Annotated in this window: 21 protein-coding genes; 2 read left to right on the forward strand and 19 right to left on the reverse strand. The window is 43.3% G+C overall.

What is annotated here, in order from left to right:
• Positions 1–15 precede the first annotated feature (15 nt).
• The 17 genes from bamB to iscR form a co-directional block, all read right to left on the reverse strand.
• Entirely contained in the window at positions 16–1,149 is a 1,134-nt protein-coding gene (gene bamB, locus C1X04_RS13270; protein ID WP_137170210.1) for an outer membrane protein assembly factor BamB, read from the reverse strand.
• Positions 1,150–1,151: 2 nt separating this feature from the next.
• Positions 1,152–1,793 carry a tetratricopeptide repeat protein gene (locus C1X04_RS13275; RefSeq protein WP_137170211.1) on the reverse strand — a complete coding sequence of 214 codons (642 nt, stop codon included), beginning with the start codon at positions 1,791–1,793 and terminating at the stop codon, positions 1,152–1,154.
• 61 nt (positions 1,794–1,854) lie between these two features.
• Entirely contained in the window at positions 1,855–3,129 is a 1,275-nt protein-coding gene (gene hisS / locus C1X04_RS13280) for a histidine--tRNA ligase (protein ID WP_110574371.1), read from the reverse strand.
• A gap of 9 nt (positions 3,130–3,138) precedes the next feature.
• Positions 3,139–4,251 carry a flavodoxin-dependent (E)-4-hydroxy-3-methylbut-2-enyl-diphosphate synthase gene (gene ispG, locus C1X04_RS13285; RefSeq protein WP_137170212.1) on the reverse strand — a complete coding sequence of 371 codons (1,113 nt, stop codon included), beginning with the start codon at positions 4,249–4,251 and terminating at the stop codon, positions 3,139–3,141.
• Positions 4,252–4,259: 8 nt separating this feature from the next.
• Entirely contained in the window at positions 4,260–5,219 is a 960-nt protein-coding gene (locus C1X04_RS13290; RefSeq protein ID WP_245927008.1) for a RodZ domain-containing protein, read from the reverse strand.
• A gap of 1 nt (position 5,220) precedes the next feature.
• Complete coding sequence (locus C1X04_RS13295; RefSeq protein ID WP_137170213.1) at positions 5,221–5,946, reverse strand: hypothetical protein; 726 nt, start codon at positions 5,944–5,946, stop codon at positions 5,221–5,223.
• 40 nt (positions 5,947–5,986) lie between these two features.
• Positions 5,987–7,102, reverse strand: coding sequence for a 23S rRNA (adenine(2503)-C(2))-methyltransferase RlmN (rlmN, locus tag C1X04_RS13300; protein WP_110574379.1), 1,116 nt, complete (start codon positions 7,100–7,102; stop codon positions 5,987–5,989).
• A 145-nt stretch (positions 7,103–7,247) separates the two neighbouring features.
• Entirely contained in the window at positions 7,248–7,655 is a 408-nt protein-coding gene (gene ndk, locus C1X04_RS13305) for a nucleoside-diphosphate kinase (RefSeq protein ID WP_013796955.1), read from the reverse strand.
• Between the two features lie 154 nt (positions 7,656–7,809).
• Positions 7,810–8,964 carry an IscS subfamily cysteine desulfurase gene (locus C1X04_RS13310; protein WP_137170214.1) on the reverse strand — a complete coding sequence of 385 codons (1,155 nt, stop codon included), beginning with the start codon at positions 8,962–8,964 and terminating at the stop codon, positions 7,810–7,812.
• Positions 8,965–8,984: 20 nt separating this feature from the next.
• A complete protein-coding gene (locus C1X04_RS13315; RefSeq protein WP_110574383.1) occupies positions 8,985–9,410 on the reverse strand; it encodes a SufE family protein in 426 nt (141 codons plus the stop codon).
• Positions 9,411–9,512: 102 nt separating this feature from the next.
• Entirely contained in the window at positions 9,513–10,043 is a 531-nt protein-coding gene (gene sufT, locus C1X04_RS13320) for a putative Fe-S cluster assembly protein SufT (protein WP_110574385.1), read from the reverse strand.
• Between the two features lie 4 nt (positions 10,044–10,047).
• A complete protein-coding gene (locus tag C1X04_RS13325) occupies positions 10,048–10,398 on the reverse strand; it encodes an iron-sulfur cluster assembly accessory protein (protein ID WP_110574387.1) in 351 nt (116 codons plus the stop codon).
• Positions 10,399–10,407: 9 nt separating this feature from the next.
• Entirely contained in the window at positions 10,408–11,625 is a 1,218-nt protein-coding gene (locus tag C1X04_RS13330) for an aminotransferase class V-fold PLP-dependent enzyme (RefSeq protein ID WP_110574389.1), read from the reverse strand.
• An 11-nt stretch (positions 11,626–11,636) separates the two neighbouring features.
• Positions 11,637–12,896 carry a Fe-S cluster assembly protein SufD gene (gene sufD / locus C1X04_RS13335; protein WP_137170215.1) on the reverse strand — a complete coding sequence of 420 codons (1,260 nt, stop codon included), beginning with the start codon at positions 12,894–12,896 and terminating at the stop codon, positions 11,637–11,639.
• A gap of 3 nt (positions 12,897–12,899) precedes the next feature.
• Complete coding sequence (gene sufC / locus C1X04_RS13340) at positions 12,900–13,685, reverse strand: Fe-S cluster assembly ATPase SufC (RefSeq protein WP_110574393.1); 786 nt, start codon at positions 13,683–13,685, stop codon at positions 12,900–12,902.
• A 13-nt stretch (positions 13,686–13,698) separates the two neighbouring features.
• Positions 13,699–15,135 (reverse strand): Fe-S cluster assembly protein SufB, encoded by a 1,437-nt coding sequence (sufB, locus tag C1X04_RS13345; RefSeq protein ID WP_110574395.1) that lies wholly within the window; start codon positions 15,133–15,135, stop codon positions 13,699–13,701.
• A 74-nt stretch (positions 15,136–15,209) separates the two neighbouring features.
• Positions 15,210–15,698, reverse strand: a complete 489-nt coding sequence (iscR, locus tag C1X04_RS13350; protein WP_110574397.1) for a Fe-S cluster assembly transcriptional regulator IscR — start codon at positions 15,696–15,698, stop codon at positions 15,210–15,212.
• Positions 15,699–16,012: 314 nt separating this feature from the next.
• Between iscR and C1X04_RS13355 the strand changes: the two genes are divergently transcribed.
• Both C1X04_RS13355 and C1X04_RS13360 read left to right on the forward strand, forming a co-directional pair.
• Positions 16,013–16,528 (forward strand): hypothetical protein, encoded by a 516-nt coding sequence (locus tag C1X04_RS13355; protein WP_137170216.1) that lies wholly within the window; start codon positions 16,013–16,015, stop codon positions 16,526–16,528.
• 34 nt (positions 16,529–16,562) lie between these two features.
• The gene (locus C1X04_RS13360; protein WP_175404947.1) at positions 16,563–17,915 is read left to right on the forward strand and encodes a DUF2254 domain-containing protein; all 1,353 of its coding nucleotides are present in this window, start codon (positions 16,563–16,565) and stop codon (positions 17,913–17,915) included.
• 32 nt (positions 17,916–17,947) lie between these two features.
• On the opposite strand, the gene C1X04_RS13365 is transcribed toward C1X04_RS13360, so the two are convergent.
• Positions 17,948–18,721 carry an endonuclease/exonuclease/phosphatase family protein gene (locus tag C1X04_RS13365; protein WP_137170218.1) on the reverse strand — a complete coding sequence of 258 codons (774 nt, stop codon included), beginning with the start codon at positions 18,719–18,721 and terminating at the stop codon, positions 17,948–17,950.
• Positions 18,722–18,732: 11 nt separating this feature from the next.
• A complete protein-coding gene (locus C1X04_RS13370) occupies positions 18,733–20,184 on the reverse strand; it encodes a phospholipase D-like domain-containing protein (protein ID WP_137170219.1) in 1,452 nt (483 codons plus the stop codon).
• Positions 20,185–20,266 lie beyond the last annotated feature (82 nt).

Here is a 20,266-nt window from a genome sequence, read left to right on the forward strand (position 1 = left end):
AAAATCAAACTGATTTTAATAGCTCAATGCCGTCACATTAGAGTTCGGCGTTAAAATAAACATTTGCTTGTCATTTGTGACCATTCGACTACCAGGTGGAACCTTACCATCTGCTAATCTTTGTGCAGCAACTTCACCCGTTACAAGGTCAAGCAAATGAACATAGCCACCACGATCCATCACAGCGACATAATCTCGAAAAAACTCAGGAGTGATTAAATCACGCTCCTCAAGTTCAGAATTCTTCCAAACTTCATTGCCGTTTTTCGCATTTAGAGCAATAACATTACTCTTCATATCAACAGCAACAAGTAGCTCGCCTTTCACCGCAACACCAACCGAACTGGAAATATTGCGTTGCCATAAAGGACGACCGCTTTCAATAGAAAGCGCGACAAGCGTACCATTGTAAGCAACAGCGTAAACAACGCCATTATCTACAACCAGACGGCCATTGATATCACTTAAACGTTCGATTTCGTAACGCCCTTCTGGCTTACCAACGTCATACGACCAAACTAAGCTACCAGTTTGTAATTCGTAAGCTTTCAGTTTACCACTCGCAAAACCCACGATCACTTTGCCGTTTTCAATAACAGGCGCGCTTGTACCACGTACTGTCAGTGAAGGCAAATCTTCTTTTGCTCGCCACTGTGTTTCACCCGTGGTTGCATCCAGCACACTTATCCAGCCATCAGCCGTTTGGATAGCTAGCTTTCCAGCGGCATAGGCAGCTTCTGACAACAACTCTGAACTCAGTGTTTTTTCCCACAACACAGACTTGCTTGCCAACGAAGCGGCGACAAGTTTAGCGTCATAAGTGCCGAAATAAAGAACATCATCATGACGAGTCACACCAGAACTGGCTTTATACCCTGTTGGGAAAACCCGCTTCTCTTTTCCGCGATTCTGCCCAAGCTCGTAAAGCGTACCTTTATCAGTAACAAAGAATAAAGAATCGCTATCTAGGACAAGGTTAAATCGTTCACTAGACTCACCAAAATTACCATCGACACCAGAGCGCCAATCCGTTCCTAAATCCACTTTATTTTTAAGTGGAGGAAGGTCAGCTAAAGCTGGGCGTGAGTTAGAACAACCTTGAAGCACTAGTAGCGCGAGTAATGTGATGAGAATAGTAGACTTACGCATAGTTAACCTTTCACCAAATCCTTCAGTTTTATTTCTAGTAACGGGTGATTAACACCTGTACCAATGGCTTCACTTGCTTTTTGGTAAGCAACTCGAGCTTCGTCACGCTTTCCTTGCTGCATAAAGATATCACCAATCAACTCTTGCTTCTGCACTGCAAATTCCTCTGCAGATACTTTTTCAGCGCGCACCATAGCGGCAGAAAAGTCGCCTTTCTGAAGCAATAATTGGGCAATGCGTAAATCAGCAATAGCGATAAAAGAAGTATCACTTGTTTTAGAAATAGCATTATCCAAAGCCGTGATCGCTTCATCATATTTACCATTCTCAGCATCTACTCGAGCCAAAAACAACTGACCAAACATGGCATAACCCGTATCGCCATACTCATCGGAAAGCTGTTTAGCGATGAAGGTTACCGTCTTCTGGTTATTTTCATCACTTAGGTCTGCAGAAGCTTGAACTAAGTTTTGGTAAAGAGCTGATGCCTCACTAATATAATTAGCTTGATTGGTTTTCCAAGCTTGCCAACCAAAATACCCACCAACAGCAGCGGCAACAACAATGACCAATACTAAGCCATTCTTTTTCCACCATGTCTTAAACGCTTCAATTTGTTCTTCTTCAGTCTTTAATTCAGACACTTTCATTTCCTCATGCAAGGTATACAGCCAAATTTTTAAAGGCGCACACTATTCAATCAAATTACAACTTGGCATTAATATAAGCAGCAACATCGTCAAGAGCATAAGCTTGCTGCTCGCCCGTTGACATGTCTTTCACCTGACAAATACCTTGCTCAATTTCATCTTGGCCTAAAATAATCGTAAATCGCGCTTCAGATTTATCGGCTTTTTTCATCTGATTTTTGAAATTGCCACCGCCACAGTGACGCAATACAACTAAGTCAGCGTTTTCCTCACGTAGATTCTCAGCCAATACAAAAGAAGCGACTTCCGCTGCTTCTCCCATACTAATCACAAACACGTCTGTTGAGAATTTAGCGCTTGCCGGAATAAGGTCAAGTGTTTCAAGCAAAAGCACCAAACGCTCGATCCCCATCGCAAAGCCAACTGCTGGAGTAGATTTTCCACCCAACTGTTCAACCAATCCATCGTAACGACCACCTGCACACACCGTTGCCTGTGAGCCCAAGTGCGTTGTTACCCATTCAAACACCGTTTTCCCGTAGTAATCTAAACCACGAACCAAACGACGATTAATAACATAAGCAATGCCATTGGCTTTCAATATCGCTTGCAGAAGATCAAAATGCGCTTGTGACTCTTCACCAATAAAATCTTCTAAGTTCGGTGCATCTTTCAACACCGCCTGAGTCGATTCATCTTTAGAATCCAAAATTCTTAATGGATTCGTATCCAGACGACGTTGGCTATCTTCGTCTAATCGATCTTTGTATTGAGTCAAATACTCAACCAAAGCCGCTTTATAGGCTTCACGCTCAGACGCCAAACCAATCGTGTTTAGTTGCAACTCAACGTGTTCAAGCAAGCCAAGTTTTTTCCATAACCGAGCGGACAAAATAATCAACTCAGCATCGATATCTGCCGTTCCCATGCCGAACGACTCAACACCGATTTGATGAAACTGACGATAACGCCCTTTCTGCGGTCGTTCGTAACGGAACATTGGCCCGGTGTACCATAGACGCTGGACTTGATTAAACAACAAACCAGCCTGGTCAGCCGCTCGTACACAACTTGCGGTGCCTTCTGGTCGTAAGGTAAGAGACTCACCATTACGATCATCAAACGTGTACATTTCTTTTTCAACGATATCTGTTGTTTCACCGACACCGCGTTTAAACAAATCCGTATTTTCAACAATTGGGAAACGGATTTGTTGATACCCATAGGATTTAACAACACTCGCTACTGTTTTTTCTAGATATAACCAAACAGAAGACTGATCAGGCAAAATATCGTTCATTCCCCTGATTGCTTGAATTTTACGAGCCACAATGGATCCTTAATTTTTTACAATAATATTGGCGATTTCACGTTCTTTTAGAACCGCCTTTTTTCGAATCATTTCTTCCAAGTCATCAACAAGTGTTGCGTTTTTCGTTTTGCTACTTGGCTTACCGTCTTGATAGATCAAATTATTTGGCGATCCACCAGCCAAACCGATATCGGCTTCTTTTGCTTCACCAGGTCCATTAACCACACAACCAATGACAGCAACGTCCATTGGAATAGTAATGTCCTCTAATCGCTCTTCCAGCTCATTCATTGTTTTAATAACATCGAAGTTCTGACGCGAGCAGCTTGGACAAGCAATGAAGTTAATGCCGCGATTACGCAACTTTAAGCTACGCAACATATCCCAACCGACTTTAATTTCTTGCACAGGATCAGCCGCAAGAGACACGCGAATGGTATCACCAATGCCATCCATCAAAAGCAAACCAAGCCCAATAGAGGATTTCACAGTACCTGAACGCAAGCCCCCAGCTTCTGTAATACCAAGGTGTAAAGGGTTATCGATCTGACTAGCAATTTTTCGATATGCCTCAACCGTCATAAAAATATCAGACGCTTTAAGGCTTAATTTGTATTCGTGAAAGTCTAATTCATCGAAGTACTGAATTTGGCGAAAAGCCGATTCAACCAGCGCATCTGGCGTTGGCTCACCGTACTTTTTCTGAAGGTCCTTTTCTAAGGAACCAGCATTCACGCCAATACGAATAGGGATATTTTTATCTCGTGCACAATCAACCACAGCGCGAACACGGTCTTTATTACCGATATTGCCGGGGTTAATACGTAAACAATCCACTCCGTACTCAGCGACTTTTAACGCAATTTTATAGTCAAAATGAATGTCAGCAACCAGTGGAATAGATACTTCTGCGCGTATTTTCTTAAATGCTTCAGCGGCATCCATAGATGGCACAGAAACACGAACGATATCAGCGCCAGCATCCACAATAGCGCGAATTTGCGCAACCGTTGCGTCGACATCGCACGTTTCAGTATTTGTCATACTTTGAACACTAATTGGCGCACCTCCGCCAACAGGAACACTCCCAACCATAATCTGACGAGAATGACGTCGTTTAATAGGTGATTCAAAATGCATAAGGGTCTCTACTTGAGCTCAAATCGAGCCAAATCTTTACGTGTAAAAGAAGAAAAATCGAAGTCGTTGCCTTTGTACGTCAAAGATGACACACCTTTGGCATAGCCTAAAACCACACGGTAAGGCGCATTACCTGTTAACGCCAACTGACTACCAGCCGTTTTAACACCTGAAAACAAAATCTTTCCAGTTGAATCTCGCACTTCTGTCCAGCAGTCAGCATCAAACGCAATCACGATATCATCAGAATAAGTTGGTAACACTGGCTCAGGGGACGTTTCAGCCGGTACTTCAGAGGTTGCTCGTACTACCTCATCAGGGTTAACACCAGCCTCTTCTAGAATAGCCATTGTTTCAGCAGACAAACCAGTTACTACATCGCCATCATCTGAGACATCTTCAGCTGCCGCCATTTCAGGAGTGTTTTCTGATAAATCTTGAGATTCCTCTGTGGCGTTATTAACATCCGCCTCTGGCTCACTCGGGGTTTCTTCGACAGCGGCCTGTTCGGAGCTCTGAGCACTTTCTTCTACAATGCTCACATCATCTGTAGATTGCGCTGGCCACCAGAACACTAAAAAGACTAGAACAGCAATGATGACAACCGATATAAACATAACGATAGGGTCACCCAGATGACTTTGTCTATTCACTTTATCAACAGGCTTGATGGTTGACTCGGCACCAGAACGCTCTGCATCGAATGCATTCAACATTTCTGATGGTTCTATGTTCAATAATCGGCAGTAGCTCTTAAGGAAGCCACGAGCAAAGGTACTAGAGCGAAAATATTTGAAATTATTCGCCTCAAGTGCTCGTACTTGATCAATAGGGATTTTTAGCTCTGTGGCAACATATCTTTCATCAAACTCTAGCTCAAGTCTCTTCGCTTTAAGTCGTTTACCAATATTAATCGTATCTATATTCGTTTTACTTTCAGGAGCATCAGTTTGAAATTCAGTGGTCATGTCAATACCTTGAGCCATTCAGGCATGTAAAATTACTCGCAGATGAGGACAGTGTAGGGTCAGTCTCGCGTGCAATTAGATGCCGCGACAGACAGTTGTACTCATCAAAATGCACCGATCCTCGGGCAATTTGTTTATCAGCCTGGATATTATTAAAAATTAAGCGAGCTTTGTCATTACTACCTTGTATTAAAACAAGATTGAGCTCCGTCATCAAACCAATCAGAGGCAAATCGGCAATTTCTTTTGCCTGTTTTAGATAGATCCCTGCTAAATTTACGTGATTTTGACGTATGGCACATCTGGATAAATTAATTTTCACAGTTTGACGTCTGTTAGCGCTATTTTTATCCGCTTTTTCAAATGCATCACAAGCAAGATCCCAGCGTTCTTTAACGCCCAGCAGCACGCCATAGTTATTCAACAAAAAGCCATCATTTGGGTAGTTATTGAGTGCGCTTTCATGAACCAAAATGGCTTCATCATATTCTTCAACACTCAACCAATATAGTCCGAGTAGACGCCAGTATTCCCTGTGTCGTTCCGAGGAGCTAACTTGGTCTAACTGCTTTTTTGCTAAGACCCATTGGCCAAGTAGAAGATGCGTCTGAATGATAGACAGGCGCTTTGAATCTGAAATGGGTGGTCGCTCAGGGGCTACTGTTTGGTAAGCACAAGAGGAAATCAACACACAACCCAATAAAAAAGGCAGTAACCATAAACGCATACAGACATCCTTGTCATATACAATTTTTTTGAACAATAAGTTAGCTTTTCACTTCGCGCAACTCAATATACTTCTGACTACGGCGAGTTTTATCATGGAAATCCCCTACCAATTGACCGCATGCCGCATCGATATCATCACCACGAGTCGTACGAACTGTCACAGTGTACCCAGCATCGGCCAAAATCTTCTGGAAGCGACGAGTACGATTGTTTGACGGTTTCTCATAGCCAGAATGGGGGAATGGGTTAAATGGAATCAAATTAATCTTGCACTCCAATACCTTAAGAAGCTCCGCCAATTCATGGGCTTGCTCTTCGTTATCATTCACACCAGACATCAAAGTATATTCAATTGTAATGTGACGTTTGTCCGGCAAATTCGCCAAATAGTGCTGACAAGACTCGATTAACTCAGCAATAGGATACTTTTTATTGATTGGAACAAGCTCATTGCGCAAAGCGTCATTTGGCGCATGCAATGAGATCGCCAAGGACACATCTGTACGCTTTACTAACTCATAAATTTTAGGCACCACACCAGAAGTACTTAAGGTTACACGGCGCTTAGATAGGCCATAAGCATGGTCATGCATCATTAGAATCATCGCATCAACCACAGGCTCAAAGTTCATCAGTGGCTCGCCCATGCCCATCATAACCACGTTAGTTACGCGACGTGGTCCATTCGGATCCATCGGGCCAAAAGACTTAATCGCAATCCAAACCTGCCCAATAATCTCCGCAGGTGTTAAGTTACGATTGAAACCTTGCTTACCTGTCGAGCAAAAGCTGCAGTCCAAAGAGCAACCCACTTGAGATGAAACACACAATGTTGCACGATCACCATCAGGTATTAACACAGTTTCAACGCAATCGTTCTTGCCGCCCTCAGTGCGAATAATCCATTTACGTGTGCCATCCGCTGAGATATTTTGCGACACCACTTCAGGTCCACGAATCTCACAAATTTGCTCTAATTTAGCACGTAAAGCTTTACTGACATCCGTCATTTCATCGAAGCTTTCAGCGCCCTTTTGGTGGATCCATTTGATCACCTGAGTGGCGCGAAATTTCTTCTCACCAATGGATTCAAAAAACTCGATCAATTTCTCAGGGGATAAACCCAACAGGTTTACTTTTTTGATGTCAGTCATAATTCAATGTCGCTTGCTATGGTTAGCATTAAGTGTAAACGAAAAAAGCCTCTGAAAAGAAAAGTCTTTTCAGAAGCCTCTGTAAAAAAGCGGGCTAACGCCCGCCTTTTCAAAACAGACTGGACATAAAGGTCCTAGCTGTCAATTACTTACCGAAGAAGTAAGCAATTTCACGAGCTGCAGATTCAACAGAATCAGAACCGTGAACAGCGTTTGCATCGATAGACGTTGCGTAATCTGCACGCAAAGTACCAGCTGCCGCTTCTTTAGGGTTAGTTGCACCCATTAGTTCACGGTGACGAAGAACAGCGCCTTCACCTTCAAGAACAGAAACAACAACAGGACCAGAAGTCATGAAAGCAACCAAATCTTTGTAGAAAGGACGCTCTTTGTGCTCAGCGTAGAAACCACCAGCCAATTCGTCGTCTAGTTGAATCATTTTAGCTTCAACAATTTTAAAACCAGCACGCTCAAAACGAGTGTAGATTTCGCCAATTACGTTTTTAGCAACAGCATCTGGCTTGATGATTGATAGAGTACGTTCTAACGCCATGGTATAACTCCAAATTAAATTTTGAGGGCGATGCCTTTGCATGGCCCAGGACATAAAAGTTCAGCGCGCGTATTATACGCATCAATTCATTAAAATTGTACGATCAAACGGACATTATTTACGCTAATCCGCATAAAAGCGCTAAATCGGATAACTAAGCCATAGAACGAAGACGACTCACTGCGTTTTTAATCGTATCAGCAGCAAAATCAACCTCTTCTTGCGTGGTAAAACGTCCAACAGAAAGGCGCAAAGAACTGTGGGCCAAATCATCTGCCAAGCCAATCGTTCGCAAAACATAAGACGGTTCCAAGCTGGCTGACGTACAAGCGGACCCAGAGGAAACAGCAATATCACTCAGAGACATCAACAGAACTTCGCCATCCACTCCTGAAAAACCAACATTTAACACCCCAGCAACGCGGTTATCCGCATCACCATTTAAATGCACACCAGGTAACTCAGTTAAAGATGCCCACAAACGTTCACGCAAGGCTTTGATTCGAGCACAATCTTGCTCCATCTCTTCTCCCGCCAGACGGAACGCTTCGCCCATACCAACAATCTGATGGGTTGCCAATGTACCAGAACGCATACCGCGCTCATGACCACCGCCATGAATTTGCGCCTCCAACTTAACCTTGGGCGAGCGACGCACAAACAAGGCCCCTATGCCTTTAGGGCCGTAGGTTTTATGAGCCGTCAGTGACATTAAATCGACTTTCATGGCATTAACATCGATGTCAATTTTGCCCGTCGTCTGAGCTGCATCAACGTGAAGAAAGACACCATGCGAACGGGTCAATTGCCCTATTGCTGTAATGTCAGTCAAAACTCCAAGCTCATTATTACCATGCATCAAAGACACAAGAATAGTATCTTCACGAAGCGCCCCTTCAACTTGACTCGGTGAAATCACACCATGCACATCAGGCTGCAGATACGTTACCTCAAAGCCTTCTTTCTCAAGCTGCTTACAAGGATCTAAGACTGCCTTGTGCTCAATCATTGAAGTAATAATATGACGACCTTTTTGGCGGTAAGCATAGGCAACGCCTTTAAGCGCCAAATTATTGGCCTCCGTCGCACCAGACGTCCAAACAATTTCACGTGAATCCGCTTTGATCAAACTTGCCACTTGCAACCTAGCTTCTTCTACCGCCTCTTCCGCACGCCAACCAAAGAGATGGGAACGCGAGGCAGGATTACCAAAATTACCATCCTGCGTTAGGCACACCATCATTTTTTCCGCCACTCTAGGGTCGACTGGTGTGGTAGCAGAATTATCTAGGTAAACAGGGGTGTTCATTTAACGCTCTCCAATATCAATTAAGCCGCTGCCTGTGCAATGCCTTTTATACGCCCAACAATAGAACGCAAACCATTGCCACGAGTGGGACTCAAATGTCGCTCAAGATCCAGCTCTTCGAAATAAGCAGCGACATCAAAATCTAAAATTTCTTGTGGTGTTTTATGGTCCAAAGCAGCCAAAACCAATCCTAGTAAACCACGCACTATAATGGCATCACTGTCTACGGCAAATGTCAGAACCTCACCTTTTGTCGCATCTTGCTCACTATCCGGCTGAATCCAAACACTGCTCTGACAGCCCTTTACCAAACGCTCTGAAGTGCGCCATTCATCATCAAATGCAGGTAAGGATTTCCCCAGATCAATGATGTACTTGTACTTATCTTCCCAGTCGTCAAAAAACGACAGATCATCTACGATGTCTTCTGTACTAGGTAAAGCCATGACTACCCTCTTTTTTACATCAAGCCTATTAAAACAAAAACGGCATTGGCAAAGTGCCAAGGCCGTTTAATATTGTATTCGATTTCAATGAGTGACCGAAGACTAAAAGAAAAGACCGGCTTCTAGCTGTGCCTCTTCACTCATCATTTCTCGAGACCATGGCGGATCAAATACCAGCTCCACTTTTACCGTTTCGACATTAGGCACTTTCGCTACTCGATACTTAACATCACCAACCAGCACAGGTCCCATTCCGCAACCCGGCGCCGTCAATGTCATATCGATTAAAACAGACTTGCTGTCTTGGTCTACTGTTACTTTATAAACCAAGCCTAACGACACCAAACTTATCGGAATTTCTGGGTCATAAATAGTATCTAGAGCTTGCCAAACCTGCTCTTCACTGATTCCGCCAGTACCGAGATCTTCAAAATTCAAAACCTCTGGTTGCTGACCAATCGCCTCAGCATCTGTACCATCAATGCGCAGCATATTACCTTGCCAAGTCACGGTATAATTTCCACCAAGACTCTGGTTAATCGTAATAAACTGACCTTCAGGAATGCTAACAGGGTCACCGCTTGGTACTCGGCGCGCAGGACATGCTCGCTGTGTTACTACCATTTTTTGCATGAAGCTAACTCACACTAAAGCTTTCGCCACAGCCACATTCTGCTACAACGTTAGGGTTTTTAAACTTCACAACTTCGTTAACGCCTTCACGCACTAAGTCAATCTCTGTTCCTTGAAGCATGGAAACGGATTGCGAATCCACCGCAAGAACAACATCACCAAATTCTAAAACGGTATCATTATCCAATGCTGCATCAACGATATCCAATACGTAAGAAAAGCCTGTACAACCGCTTTCCTTAGTACTCAATCGAATCAGCTTACTTGGCTGTTTAGCCAATTTCGAGGCAAAATATTTCTGTGCAGAAGCGGTTAAAGACACGCTAGAGACAGGATCAAACGTTGTTACTGTCATTGAAACCTCCTAAGCCAGCATTGTTCGCACTTTTTTCAGTGCCACAAACAAAGCGTCAACTTCTTCTAATGTATTATAAATTGCAAAGGATGCGCGTGCCGTTCCAGGCACATTAAAGCGCGCCATCAAAGGCTGGGCACAATGATCACCAGTTCGCACTGCAATGCCTTGGCGATCTAGCAAAAAACCAATATCAGCAGGATGCCCTTGATCCATCACAAAACTCAGCACACCGACTTTATCTTTAGCGTTACCAATGATGGTTAAACCTTCGAACTCTTTTGCTAGCTCTGTCGCTCGATCTAATAATGCCTTTTCATGGGCAGCTACCGCCTCTTGATCCAAAGCACTAAACCAACGAATTGCCTCGCCCAATGCAATGGCATCACCTACATTGGGAGTACCAGCCTCAAACCGATACGGCAATACATTCCATGTTGCATCTTGCAAAGTCACGGTAGAGATCATCTCACCACCAGTGCGCCAGACAGGCCAATTCGACAATACTGACTCTTTACCCCACAGCACACCGACACCCATTGGCCCATAGATTTTATGACCCGAAAAGGCATAAAAATCACAACCAATATCTTGCACATCCGCATAGCCATGAGCAGCGCCTTGAGCACCATCCACCAGCACCCAAGCCCCAACTTTTTTGGCTTTCGCCGTCATTTCTTTAATTGGGTTTATGGTGCCCAATGCATTAGAAACATGTGGAAAAGCGACAAACTTAGTGTGCTCATTTAACATGGCATCATAAGCAGTTTGATCTAATTCACCCGCATCCGTTACCGGAATGGTTCTTAATGTCGCACCGGACGCTTTACATGCCTGCTGCCAAGTCACCAAGTTGGCATGATGATCCATCTCGGTTGCGATAATTTCATCACCTGGAGACAACAAAGAACCCAAGCCATTGGCAACAATATTAATCGCCTCGGTGGTGCCGGTTGTCCAAATTACTTCTTCACGCTTCGGTGCATTAATGAAGTCTTTGACAATATCACGAGCATCTTCAAAGCGACGCGTTGCTTCATCCGCAAGACGGTGAGCACCACGATGCACATTAGAGTTGCAGGTCGAGTAATAATCCACCAAAGCATCAATCACACACTGCGGCTTTTGCGTTGTCGCAGCATTATCAAGATAAACAAGTGGTTTACCGTCAATGACACGCTTTAAAATCGGAAATTGCTCGCGGATAGCCGCTACATCAAAACTCATTCGATTCTCGCTTATTTCACTTCCATTTGCGCAAAGCGCTCACGGATAATAGGACGAATCCACTCAGCTAACGCGGCATTTGGCATCAAATCAATCAGCTCATTAATAAAACCAAAGTTAAGCATCACTTGCGCTTTGGAACGGCTTACACCGCGAGTTTGCAAGTAATACAAAGCTTGCTTATCAATTTGAGCAACCGTAGCGCCATGAGCACATTTCACATCGTCAGCGTATATTTCTAGCTCTGGCTTAGTGTTGATTTCCGCTTTGTCTGATAACAACAAGTTACGGTTATTCAGTTCAGCCAAGGTTTTTTGCGCATCACGATGAATATGAATGCGGCCATTAAATACGGCACGAGAGCGATCCGCGACAATACAACGAACATTCTCTTCTGTTTTACCATTTGGCATCGCGTGCTCAACCGTCGCATGAAGATCAAACAACTCTTTACCGTCTAGCAAATACATAGCATTTAGCTTGGCATCAGCAAATTCACCAGCATGGATAATATCTGTGTCTAAACGAGATAACTCACTACCAAAACCAACAATAGTGCTGTTCATTTTCGCATGATCATGCAAATTGAAGTGACTACCGCCAACAGCCACATTGCTGCCTGTCTGCAGAGCAAAACGATAATGTTCAAGGCGTGCATTAGCGGCAATATTGTATTCAACAAACGCCGTATTCAGACTGTCACCTTGCGCCTGAATATCTTCAATTACCGTTAACTTAGAGCCTGCTGCTAAAACAACCTGAACCCGTGTATGAGATTCTGCGCCTAAGCTCAATAAAGAACTAATACGGACTGGCTGGGTAATTTCAACCCCTTCAGCAACAGATACAACCACCACATCTTGTGCTAGCGCATCGTTAATCAAACCAAAAATGTGGCGCTCAGGCTTAATTGTCGAAAATGCAGTCAATGCGTCCGCTTGCTGCGCTGCATTCAAATCAGCACCCAAGGCGATAGACAAGCCTGCAGGTAATGTTTTTGCTAATTGAGCTTGATCAAACTGACCGTTAACAAACACCACTTCAATGGCAGACAAATCAGCAATAACGACAGGAGACAAATCCACTTTATCGCTGATCACTTTTGCCGGCGTACGCTCTACTGGACGAAGCGGCGTGTAACGCCATGCTTCGGTTTTGCGTGTTGGCCATTTCGTCTTTGCTAAAAGATCCAGTGCATGTGCACGTTTTGGCGCTAACCAGTCATTAATACCTTGCGCTCGAGTAATGGCGCTTTCTAACCATTCACTCATGCATTACCCCTCAAGTTCGTCTTCAGACGGCTCTTTCTGCAACCAAGAGTAACCTTGAGCTTCCAACTCAAGAGCAAGAGAAGCATCACCGCTCTTAACGATTTTGCCGTCAGACAATACATGTACAAAGTCAGGCTTAATGTAATCCAAAAGACGCTGATAATGCGTTACCACAATAAAACTACGATCAGCTGAACGCTGGCTGTTTACGCCTTCCGCTACCACTTGCAGCGCATCGATATCCAAGCCAGAGTCGGTTTCATCCAGAATGCAAAGCTTTGGCTTAAGCAATAACATTTGCATTAGCTCATTACGCTTTTTCTCACCACCAGAAAAACCTTCGTTAACGCCACGCTTCAAGAAAGCCACAGGCAAATTAACTTGTTTACAAGCCGCTTTCGCTTCTTTTAGAAAATCAGCTGAACTTATCGCCTCTTCGCCACGAGCTTCGCGTTGCGCATCAACAGAAGCTTTCAAGAACTCCAGATTACTCACACCTGGAATCTCGACAGGATACTGGAACGCTAAGAATAAACCTGCGCGCGCACGTTCTTCTGTTTCCATTTCAAGTAAATCTTCACCGTCAAGCGTCACACTACCACTTTCAACGCTGTAACCATCGCGGCCAGACAAAACATAGCCTAGGGTACTTTTACCTGCACCATTGGGGCCCATGATCGCGTGAACTTCGCCAGGTTTAATATCTAAATCCAACCCTTTGATAATTTGTTTTTCTTCAACGCTGGCGTGCAAATCTTTTATCGTCAACAAACTGTTCGTGTTCGACATTTTTAATAATTCCTTAACCTACTGAGCCTTCAAGGCTTATTTCTAGTAACTTGCCCGCTTCAACGGCAAATTCCATTGGTAATTCTTTAAATACTTCCTTACAGAAGCCATTCACAATCATAGAGACGGCTTTTTCAGGATCTAGTCCACGTTGGCGACACAAGAACATCTGCTCGTCACTGACTTTCGAGGTCGTTGCTTCGTGCTCAACAATAGCGGACGGATTACGGCTTTCCACATAAGGGAAAGTATGCGCGCCACATTGATCACCAATCAGCAAAGAATCACACTGGGTAAAGTTACGAGCACCTTCAGCACCTGGGTTCATACGCACAAGACCACGGTAACTGTTGTTACTTCTGCCTGCCGAAATGCCTTTTGAAATGATAGTGGACTTGGTATTTTTACCAAGGTGGATCATCTTGGTCCCGGTGTCGGCTTGCTGACGACCACGCGTCAAAGCCACCGAGTAGAACTCACCAACACTGTTATCGCCTTTCAAAATACAGCTTGGGTATTTCCAAGTAACAGAAGAACCTGTTTCTACCTGCGTCCATGAAATTTTAGCGTTGGTATGGCAAATGCCACGTTTGGTAACAAAGTTGTAGATACCGCCTTTACCGTTCTCATCGCCTGGATACCAGTTCTGTACGGTTGAGTATTTAATCTCAGCGTTATCCATAGCAACCAATTCGACAACAGCAGCGTGTAGCTGGTTCTCATCGCGCTGTGGCGCTGTACAACCTTCAAGATAACTTACATGACTGCCTTCATCAGCAACAATCAAGGTACGTTCAAATTGACCTGTGTTTTGTTCATTGATTCGGAAGTAGGTAGATAACTCCATTGGGCAACGAGTGCCTTTTGGGATATAAACAAAAGAACCATCGGTAAACACGGCGCAGTTCAACGCGGCATAGTAGTTGTCTTTTTTAGGAACAACACTGCCAATGTATTTTTTAACAAGATCAGGATACTTGTGAACGGCTTCAGAAATTGGGCAAAAGATAACACCCGCTTCTTCTAGTTTTTCACGGAATGTGGTCACAACTGACACAGAGTCAAATACGGCATCAACCGCGACACCAGCCAACATCTGCTGCTCAATAAGAGGAATACCAAGCTTCTCATAAGTACGCAGTAACTCAGGGTCAACCTCGTCCAAAGATTTAGGCTTGTCCTTCATACTCTTTGGTGCAGAGTAGTAAGAAATGGACTGAAAATCTATTTTTGGGTAATCAACTAACGCCCAGTCTGGCTCTTCCATTTCTAGCCATTCACGAAATGCGCCTAGACGCCATTCGAGCATCCATTCAGGCTCACCTTTCATTCCAGAAATACGACGAATAACGTCTTCATTCAAACCTGGCTCAAATGTTTCTGATTCTACATCAGACACAAAGCCCGCTTCGTATTCCCGTGCCAGCGCCTTATCTATCTGCTCAGTCATATAAAAACTCACTCAATTATAGTCACCAATACACTGTCAATCAGTGCATCAAGCTCTACTAATTTATTCTCTATTTAATCAACAATCGCCGCGCTAATTTTGTCATTTTCAAAACTACGCTGGCGGCTTTCAAGTTCTTGCCGCTCTGCGACTTGGCGGACATCATTTCGGCGCACTAATTGATCTAGGCTAATTTGATTTAAAAAATCATGTATTTGATCACTTAAATCACACCACAAATGATGGGTCAGGCAGGTGTTACCACTTTGGCAATCACTTCGCCCCTTGCAACCTGTTGCGTCAACCGACTCATTTACAGCATCAACTATTTGCGCAACAAAAATATCACTATTTGAACGACTCAAACGATAGCCTCCACCTGGCCCTCTGACACTGTTTACTAGTGCCCTTTTGCGCAGCTTGGAGAACAATTGTTCAAGATAAGATAGCGATATCCCTTGTCGGCTTGAAATATCAGACAAGGATACGGGTCCCTTATCTGAGTGTAATGCCAAATCAAGCATGGCGGTTACCGCATAACGACCTTTTGTTGTCAGACGCATAAGCCATCCAATTTAGATTATTCTGTGAGAACAAATAGTACACAAAACCTACTGTTTTGATCAAGTATTTACCTGACTATTTTGGTAGGTTATTACTCTCTAAATTAATTAGCGCGTATTTTACGTGCACAAAAGGAAAAACTAAACTGCTGAATAGGGATATCGAGGATATGCTGGGTATAATAAGACCCTGTTGCGAAAGAAACTCAAATAGAAGATTGCAGCGCAAGACAATACACATAATGATGATAAGATCACTCAAATCGTATTTTGTACCTTGAAGTACAGCACCAAAGCCAATAAAGGAGAATAATATGCCACCTAAAAATCAGGTTGATAACGCTGCAGCAGACACTCCCAAGAAAAAGCCAACCATGCTAATTATTGCTTTTCTGCTGTGCTTTATTTTTAGTGTTTCAGCATCATCTGGTGTTGCCTATGTCTTGCTTAAACCCGCACCAGAAACTGCCAAAGCAGCTGATACCTCTACAGACCAAAGCAAATTAATCGCCACGATGGAGCGAACCATTTCCCAACAAAACGCTAAAATAAAAACTATTGAAGAACAAAGCGAGGTGCTAAAACTCTACCTTAGACACAGTAGCTCAACGGCTTTAAAAAACATCTTGATTGATCAAGAGCGTAACATTCAGGCTTACCTAAAAGTCATGAAATCTGCGATGAGAGACCTTTCAGCATTGAACCCCAGAACATCGGATTGGAATAACCAATACCAATACCAGTTAGACCTCGCACTAAAAGGCAGTATCGAAAGAGAAGACCTACTCAAGATACTAAAAACAGGCGAACCAAATGAAAAGAGTCAATAGCAGAAACATCACACCATAGACAGGGATGAATCAATTGCCATTATCAACAATAAAAAACACCAGTATCTTAAAAGCATACGACACCATTAAGACCAGCTTTTGGTTTACCCCCTGTCTTATTTTGTCACTCACTATTTTAGGTTGTTTAACCTTACTGCTTATCGATTTATACGCAGGGCTAGATACATTGCCTTGGCTGACTTTTTTATACCACGCCAATGCAGAGATCACTCGCGATCTTCTGACCACCGTCGCGAGCAGTGTCATGACTGTTGTCAGTATCACCTTTTCTATTACCATCGTTGCACTCACTAACGCCTCATCACAATTTGGACCTAGGTTAATTCGTAACTTTATGGAAGACTCAAGCACTCAAATCGTGCTTGGCGTATTTATCTCCTTATTTGTTTATTGCCTAATACTGGTTCGGATGACAGATGATTTTGCCGGTGGTGCTTTCCTGCCAGGACTGACGATTGCTGGCGCAATAGCCATGACACTGTTTGGCATTCTTCTGCTCATTTACTTCATCCACCATGTTTCACTCAATTTGCAATCTGACAGCGTCATCGACAATGTGTATAGCGAACTGCAATCCAGCATCAAGCAGATTTTTAAACAACAAAAAGAGGAAGAAGACGCCGACTCTTCAACAAGTCAAAAACAACCTCAGAGGACAAAAACAGCAGATAAAACACGACAGCAGTTCCAGTTTCAAAGCCAATCATGCGGCTATATTCAGGCGATAAACTACGCCGATCTAACCCATGTGATGAGCAAATTGGACGGACACTTGGATATATTAGTGAACCCTGGAGACTTTGTCGTAAAACGAATGGTCATCATGACAAGTGACATTGAAGCGTTTTCAGAAGAAGACAGACAAACATTGCATGAGTGTTTCACCCTAGGACCAAAACGCACCCCGATACAAGACCCAGAATTTGCCGTTCATCAACTGGTTGAGATTGCCTTAAGAGCCCTCTCCCCAGGTATCAACGACCCATATTCTGCCATCGCTTGCATTGATAAACTCACCGCCGCGGTATGTGATTTAACCCAAAAAAGCTTCCCTGAAGGCATAACTTACGATGAGAGTGGTGTAGAAAGAGTCACTTACAAAACCACCTCCTTCGAAAACTTAGCTAACATTGCCTTCAATCAAATCCGCCAGTACTCTCAGTCTTGCTTGGCTGTGCAATTGCGTCAATTAGAAGGTGTGATACGTATTGCGGAGCAGGCAAACCATTCAACACACTGGTCTTTTGTATGCCATCAGAAGCTCATGTTAGAGCACGGACTTGAGCAACAACAACTCGTCGACTTGGATAAACAAGAAGTATCTACTCGCCTTAGAACCTTAAACGAGTTAATAGAAAGGGCGTAATACGCCACAATTACTCGCTAACTAACCCACTGTTATTCTGCAAGACGAAGCGACAGACTAATGGGATGGTGGTCGGATGAGTGGATATCCGTATGCACCTTCACATCAAGCACATCCAATCCACGACAATAGATATGATCAAGATGACGGAGTAAATGCCCCAACTTAGGCTGGCGCATAATAGGCACTTCTTTTAGTAAACAGGACTTAGCCATCTCATCAAAATAGGCCATACGTTTACCATTCCAAGTATTAAAATCACCTGCCAATAATATTGGCCCGTTGTGATGTTCAAACGCTTGGAAAGCCTGATCAAGATGCGCCCTGAATTTCTCGAAGGAGACAAAGTTGATCATGTGGGTATTAATAACCAGCAAGGACGACTCTATAAACGAACCGCCCATATTCATTAAGGGGTACTCAGTCGCTAACACCATTTTTTTGGTGTTAGAAATAGGCTCACTATGAGCAGAAACCGAAAAAAAGTGCCTGTTTGCCTCAACGTTTGCCCCAGTTTTAACACCTGTTTCAATATTGGTTTTAACACTCTTAAAACTGCTGGCCATAATCCATTGATGCTGTGAAGAATGATGAAAAAGACCATCGAAAGGCGAGTTCAAAATAGCCTCTTGGAGCAAAATTAAGTCTTTGCCATCAATCAGTGAGGTGAAATCACTTTGCCAACCTTTTCTTTTGCACTTGAACACATTCCACAATAAGACACTCATATCTGGCCCTATCGCCTGCTTCGATGCACTCCCCATAACCTTTAATGATTCAACGCGGCTGAAACGGCTTTTAATCATAATAAATGACCTTACAAATAGGGAGAAAACAATCGAAACAAGTTATTCCGAATCCTTTTATACATAGGCAAGCTTGCCATATCTTCTTCTAAAACCTGCTCTGCATTGAGCTTTTTCGACTCATATAACGCTGTAAGCTCTGAATTAAGATTACTATCAAAACACTCAAGGTTAATTTCGAAGTTAAACTCTAAACTCCTTGCATCCCAATTAGTAGAACCTATAAACGACCACACATCGTCAATAAGAACAATTTTACTGTGATCAAAAGGCCGTTTATTTTTATAGATTTTTATACCGTGTTCTATAATCCGAAGGTAATTGGCTTCCATTACCCAATCAACAAAAAGAATATTACTGCGCTCGGGCACAATAATTTCAACAGACACACCACGCAAAGCCGCAGCATGAAGAGACGTCATCAAGGTCTGGTCAGGGATGAAATAAGGCGTAATGATCTTAACGCTTGTTTGCGCACAAACGAGTGCGTTCATTAATGTCCAACGTATTCTATTATGATGCTCATCGGGCCCATCTTGAATCACTCGGGACACAACAGACGCTTTTTTTAGCTCCGTAGTAGCTGGATTGTAAGCGGGGCATTTAATTAACTCACCCGTCGCGAAAAACCAATCCTCAATAAAGACCTGGCTGATCTGATCTATCACAGGACCTATCACTTTAAAATGAACATCATCAATAGGCTGTTTAGCAGACTCTACCAAATTGCCCTTACTGATATTCATACCACCGATGTAAGCTTCTTGGCCGTCTATACAAAGTATTTTTCTATGGTTTCTTAGATTAATAAAACGAATACCAGTCAAGGAAATAGCCGGTAAGAATTGAGCGGTTCTGACACCTCGTTTCTTTAGTGCCCTATCCGATTTTCGCCAACTGTAACCCACCCCGATTCCATCTAACAACACATAAACATCAACACCTCGATCTTTTGCTTGCGCCAGTGCCGTTACAAACTCTCGCCCTAGTGAATCGTAATCAAATATATAACTCGATAGTACAATATGATGCTTGGCTGCTCGAATAGACTCTATCATTGCGGGGTAAGCGTTATCGCCATTAACCAGTGGCTCTATACTATTCGCATCGACATAGTTAACGGGATGAATGGTGTAACCTGCAATGATCGACGGTTGCCAATGTTTCGGCTGACCATGAAAATCAATACAATCCTCTTGGTAACGAAAATCTTGCTTCAGTTTTTGAGGATGCTCTCTTTTCGCTAAGCGCTTAATGCGGTTTATGCCAAACAACCAGTAAAATAAGCTACCTAAAACGGGAGAAAAAATAACCAGTCCAATCCAGGCAAGTGAAGTTCGATCATTTTCTTTATAAAGCAATACATGCAGAGAAGTCACTACTGACAACCCAATATGTAAAAGCACAATAATGGTTACCCAATAGAAACGAATCCAATCAATCAAAACGTCAAAAATCTGCATAGGCTCCAACTCAATGAATCTACTGTCGGCGTGATTTGTCTAAAATCATGACTGATTTTATCACGCAATTTATACTTAATAC

The organism is Marinomonas sp. FW-1 (assembly GCF_005222245.1).
GTDB lineage: Bacteria > Pseudomonadota > Gammaproteobacteria > Pseudomonadales > Marinomonadaceae > Marinomonas > Marinomonas alcarazii.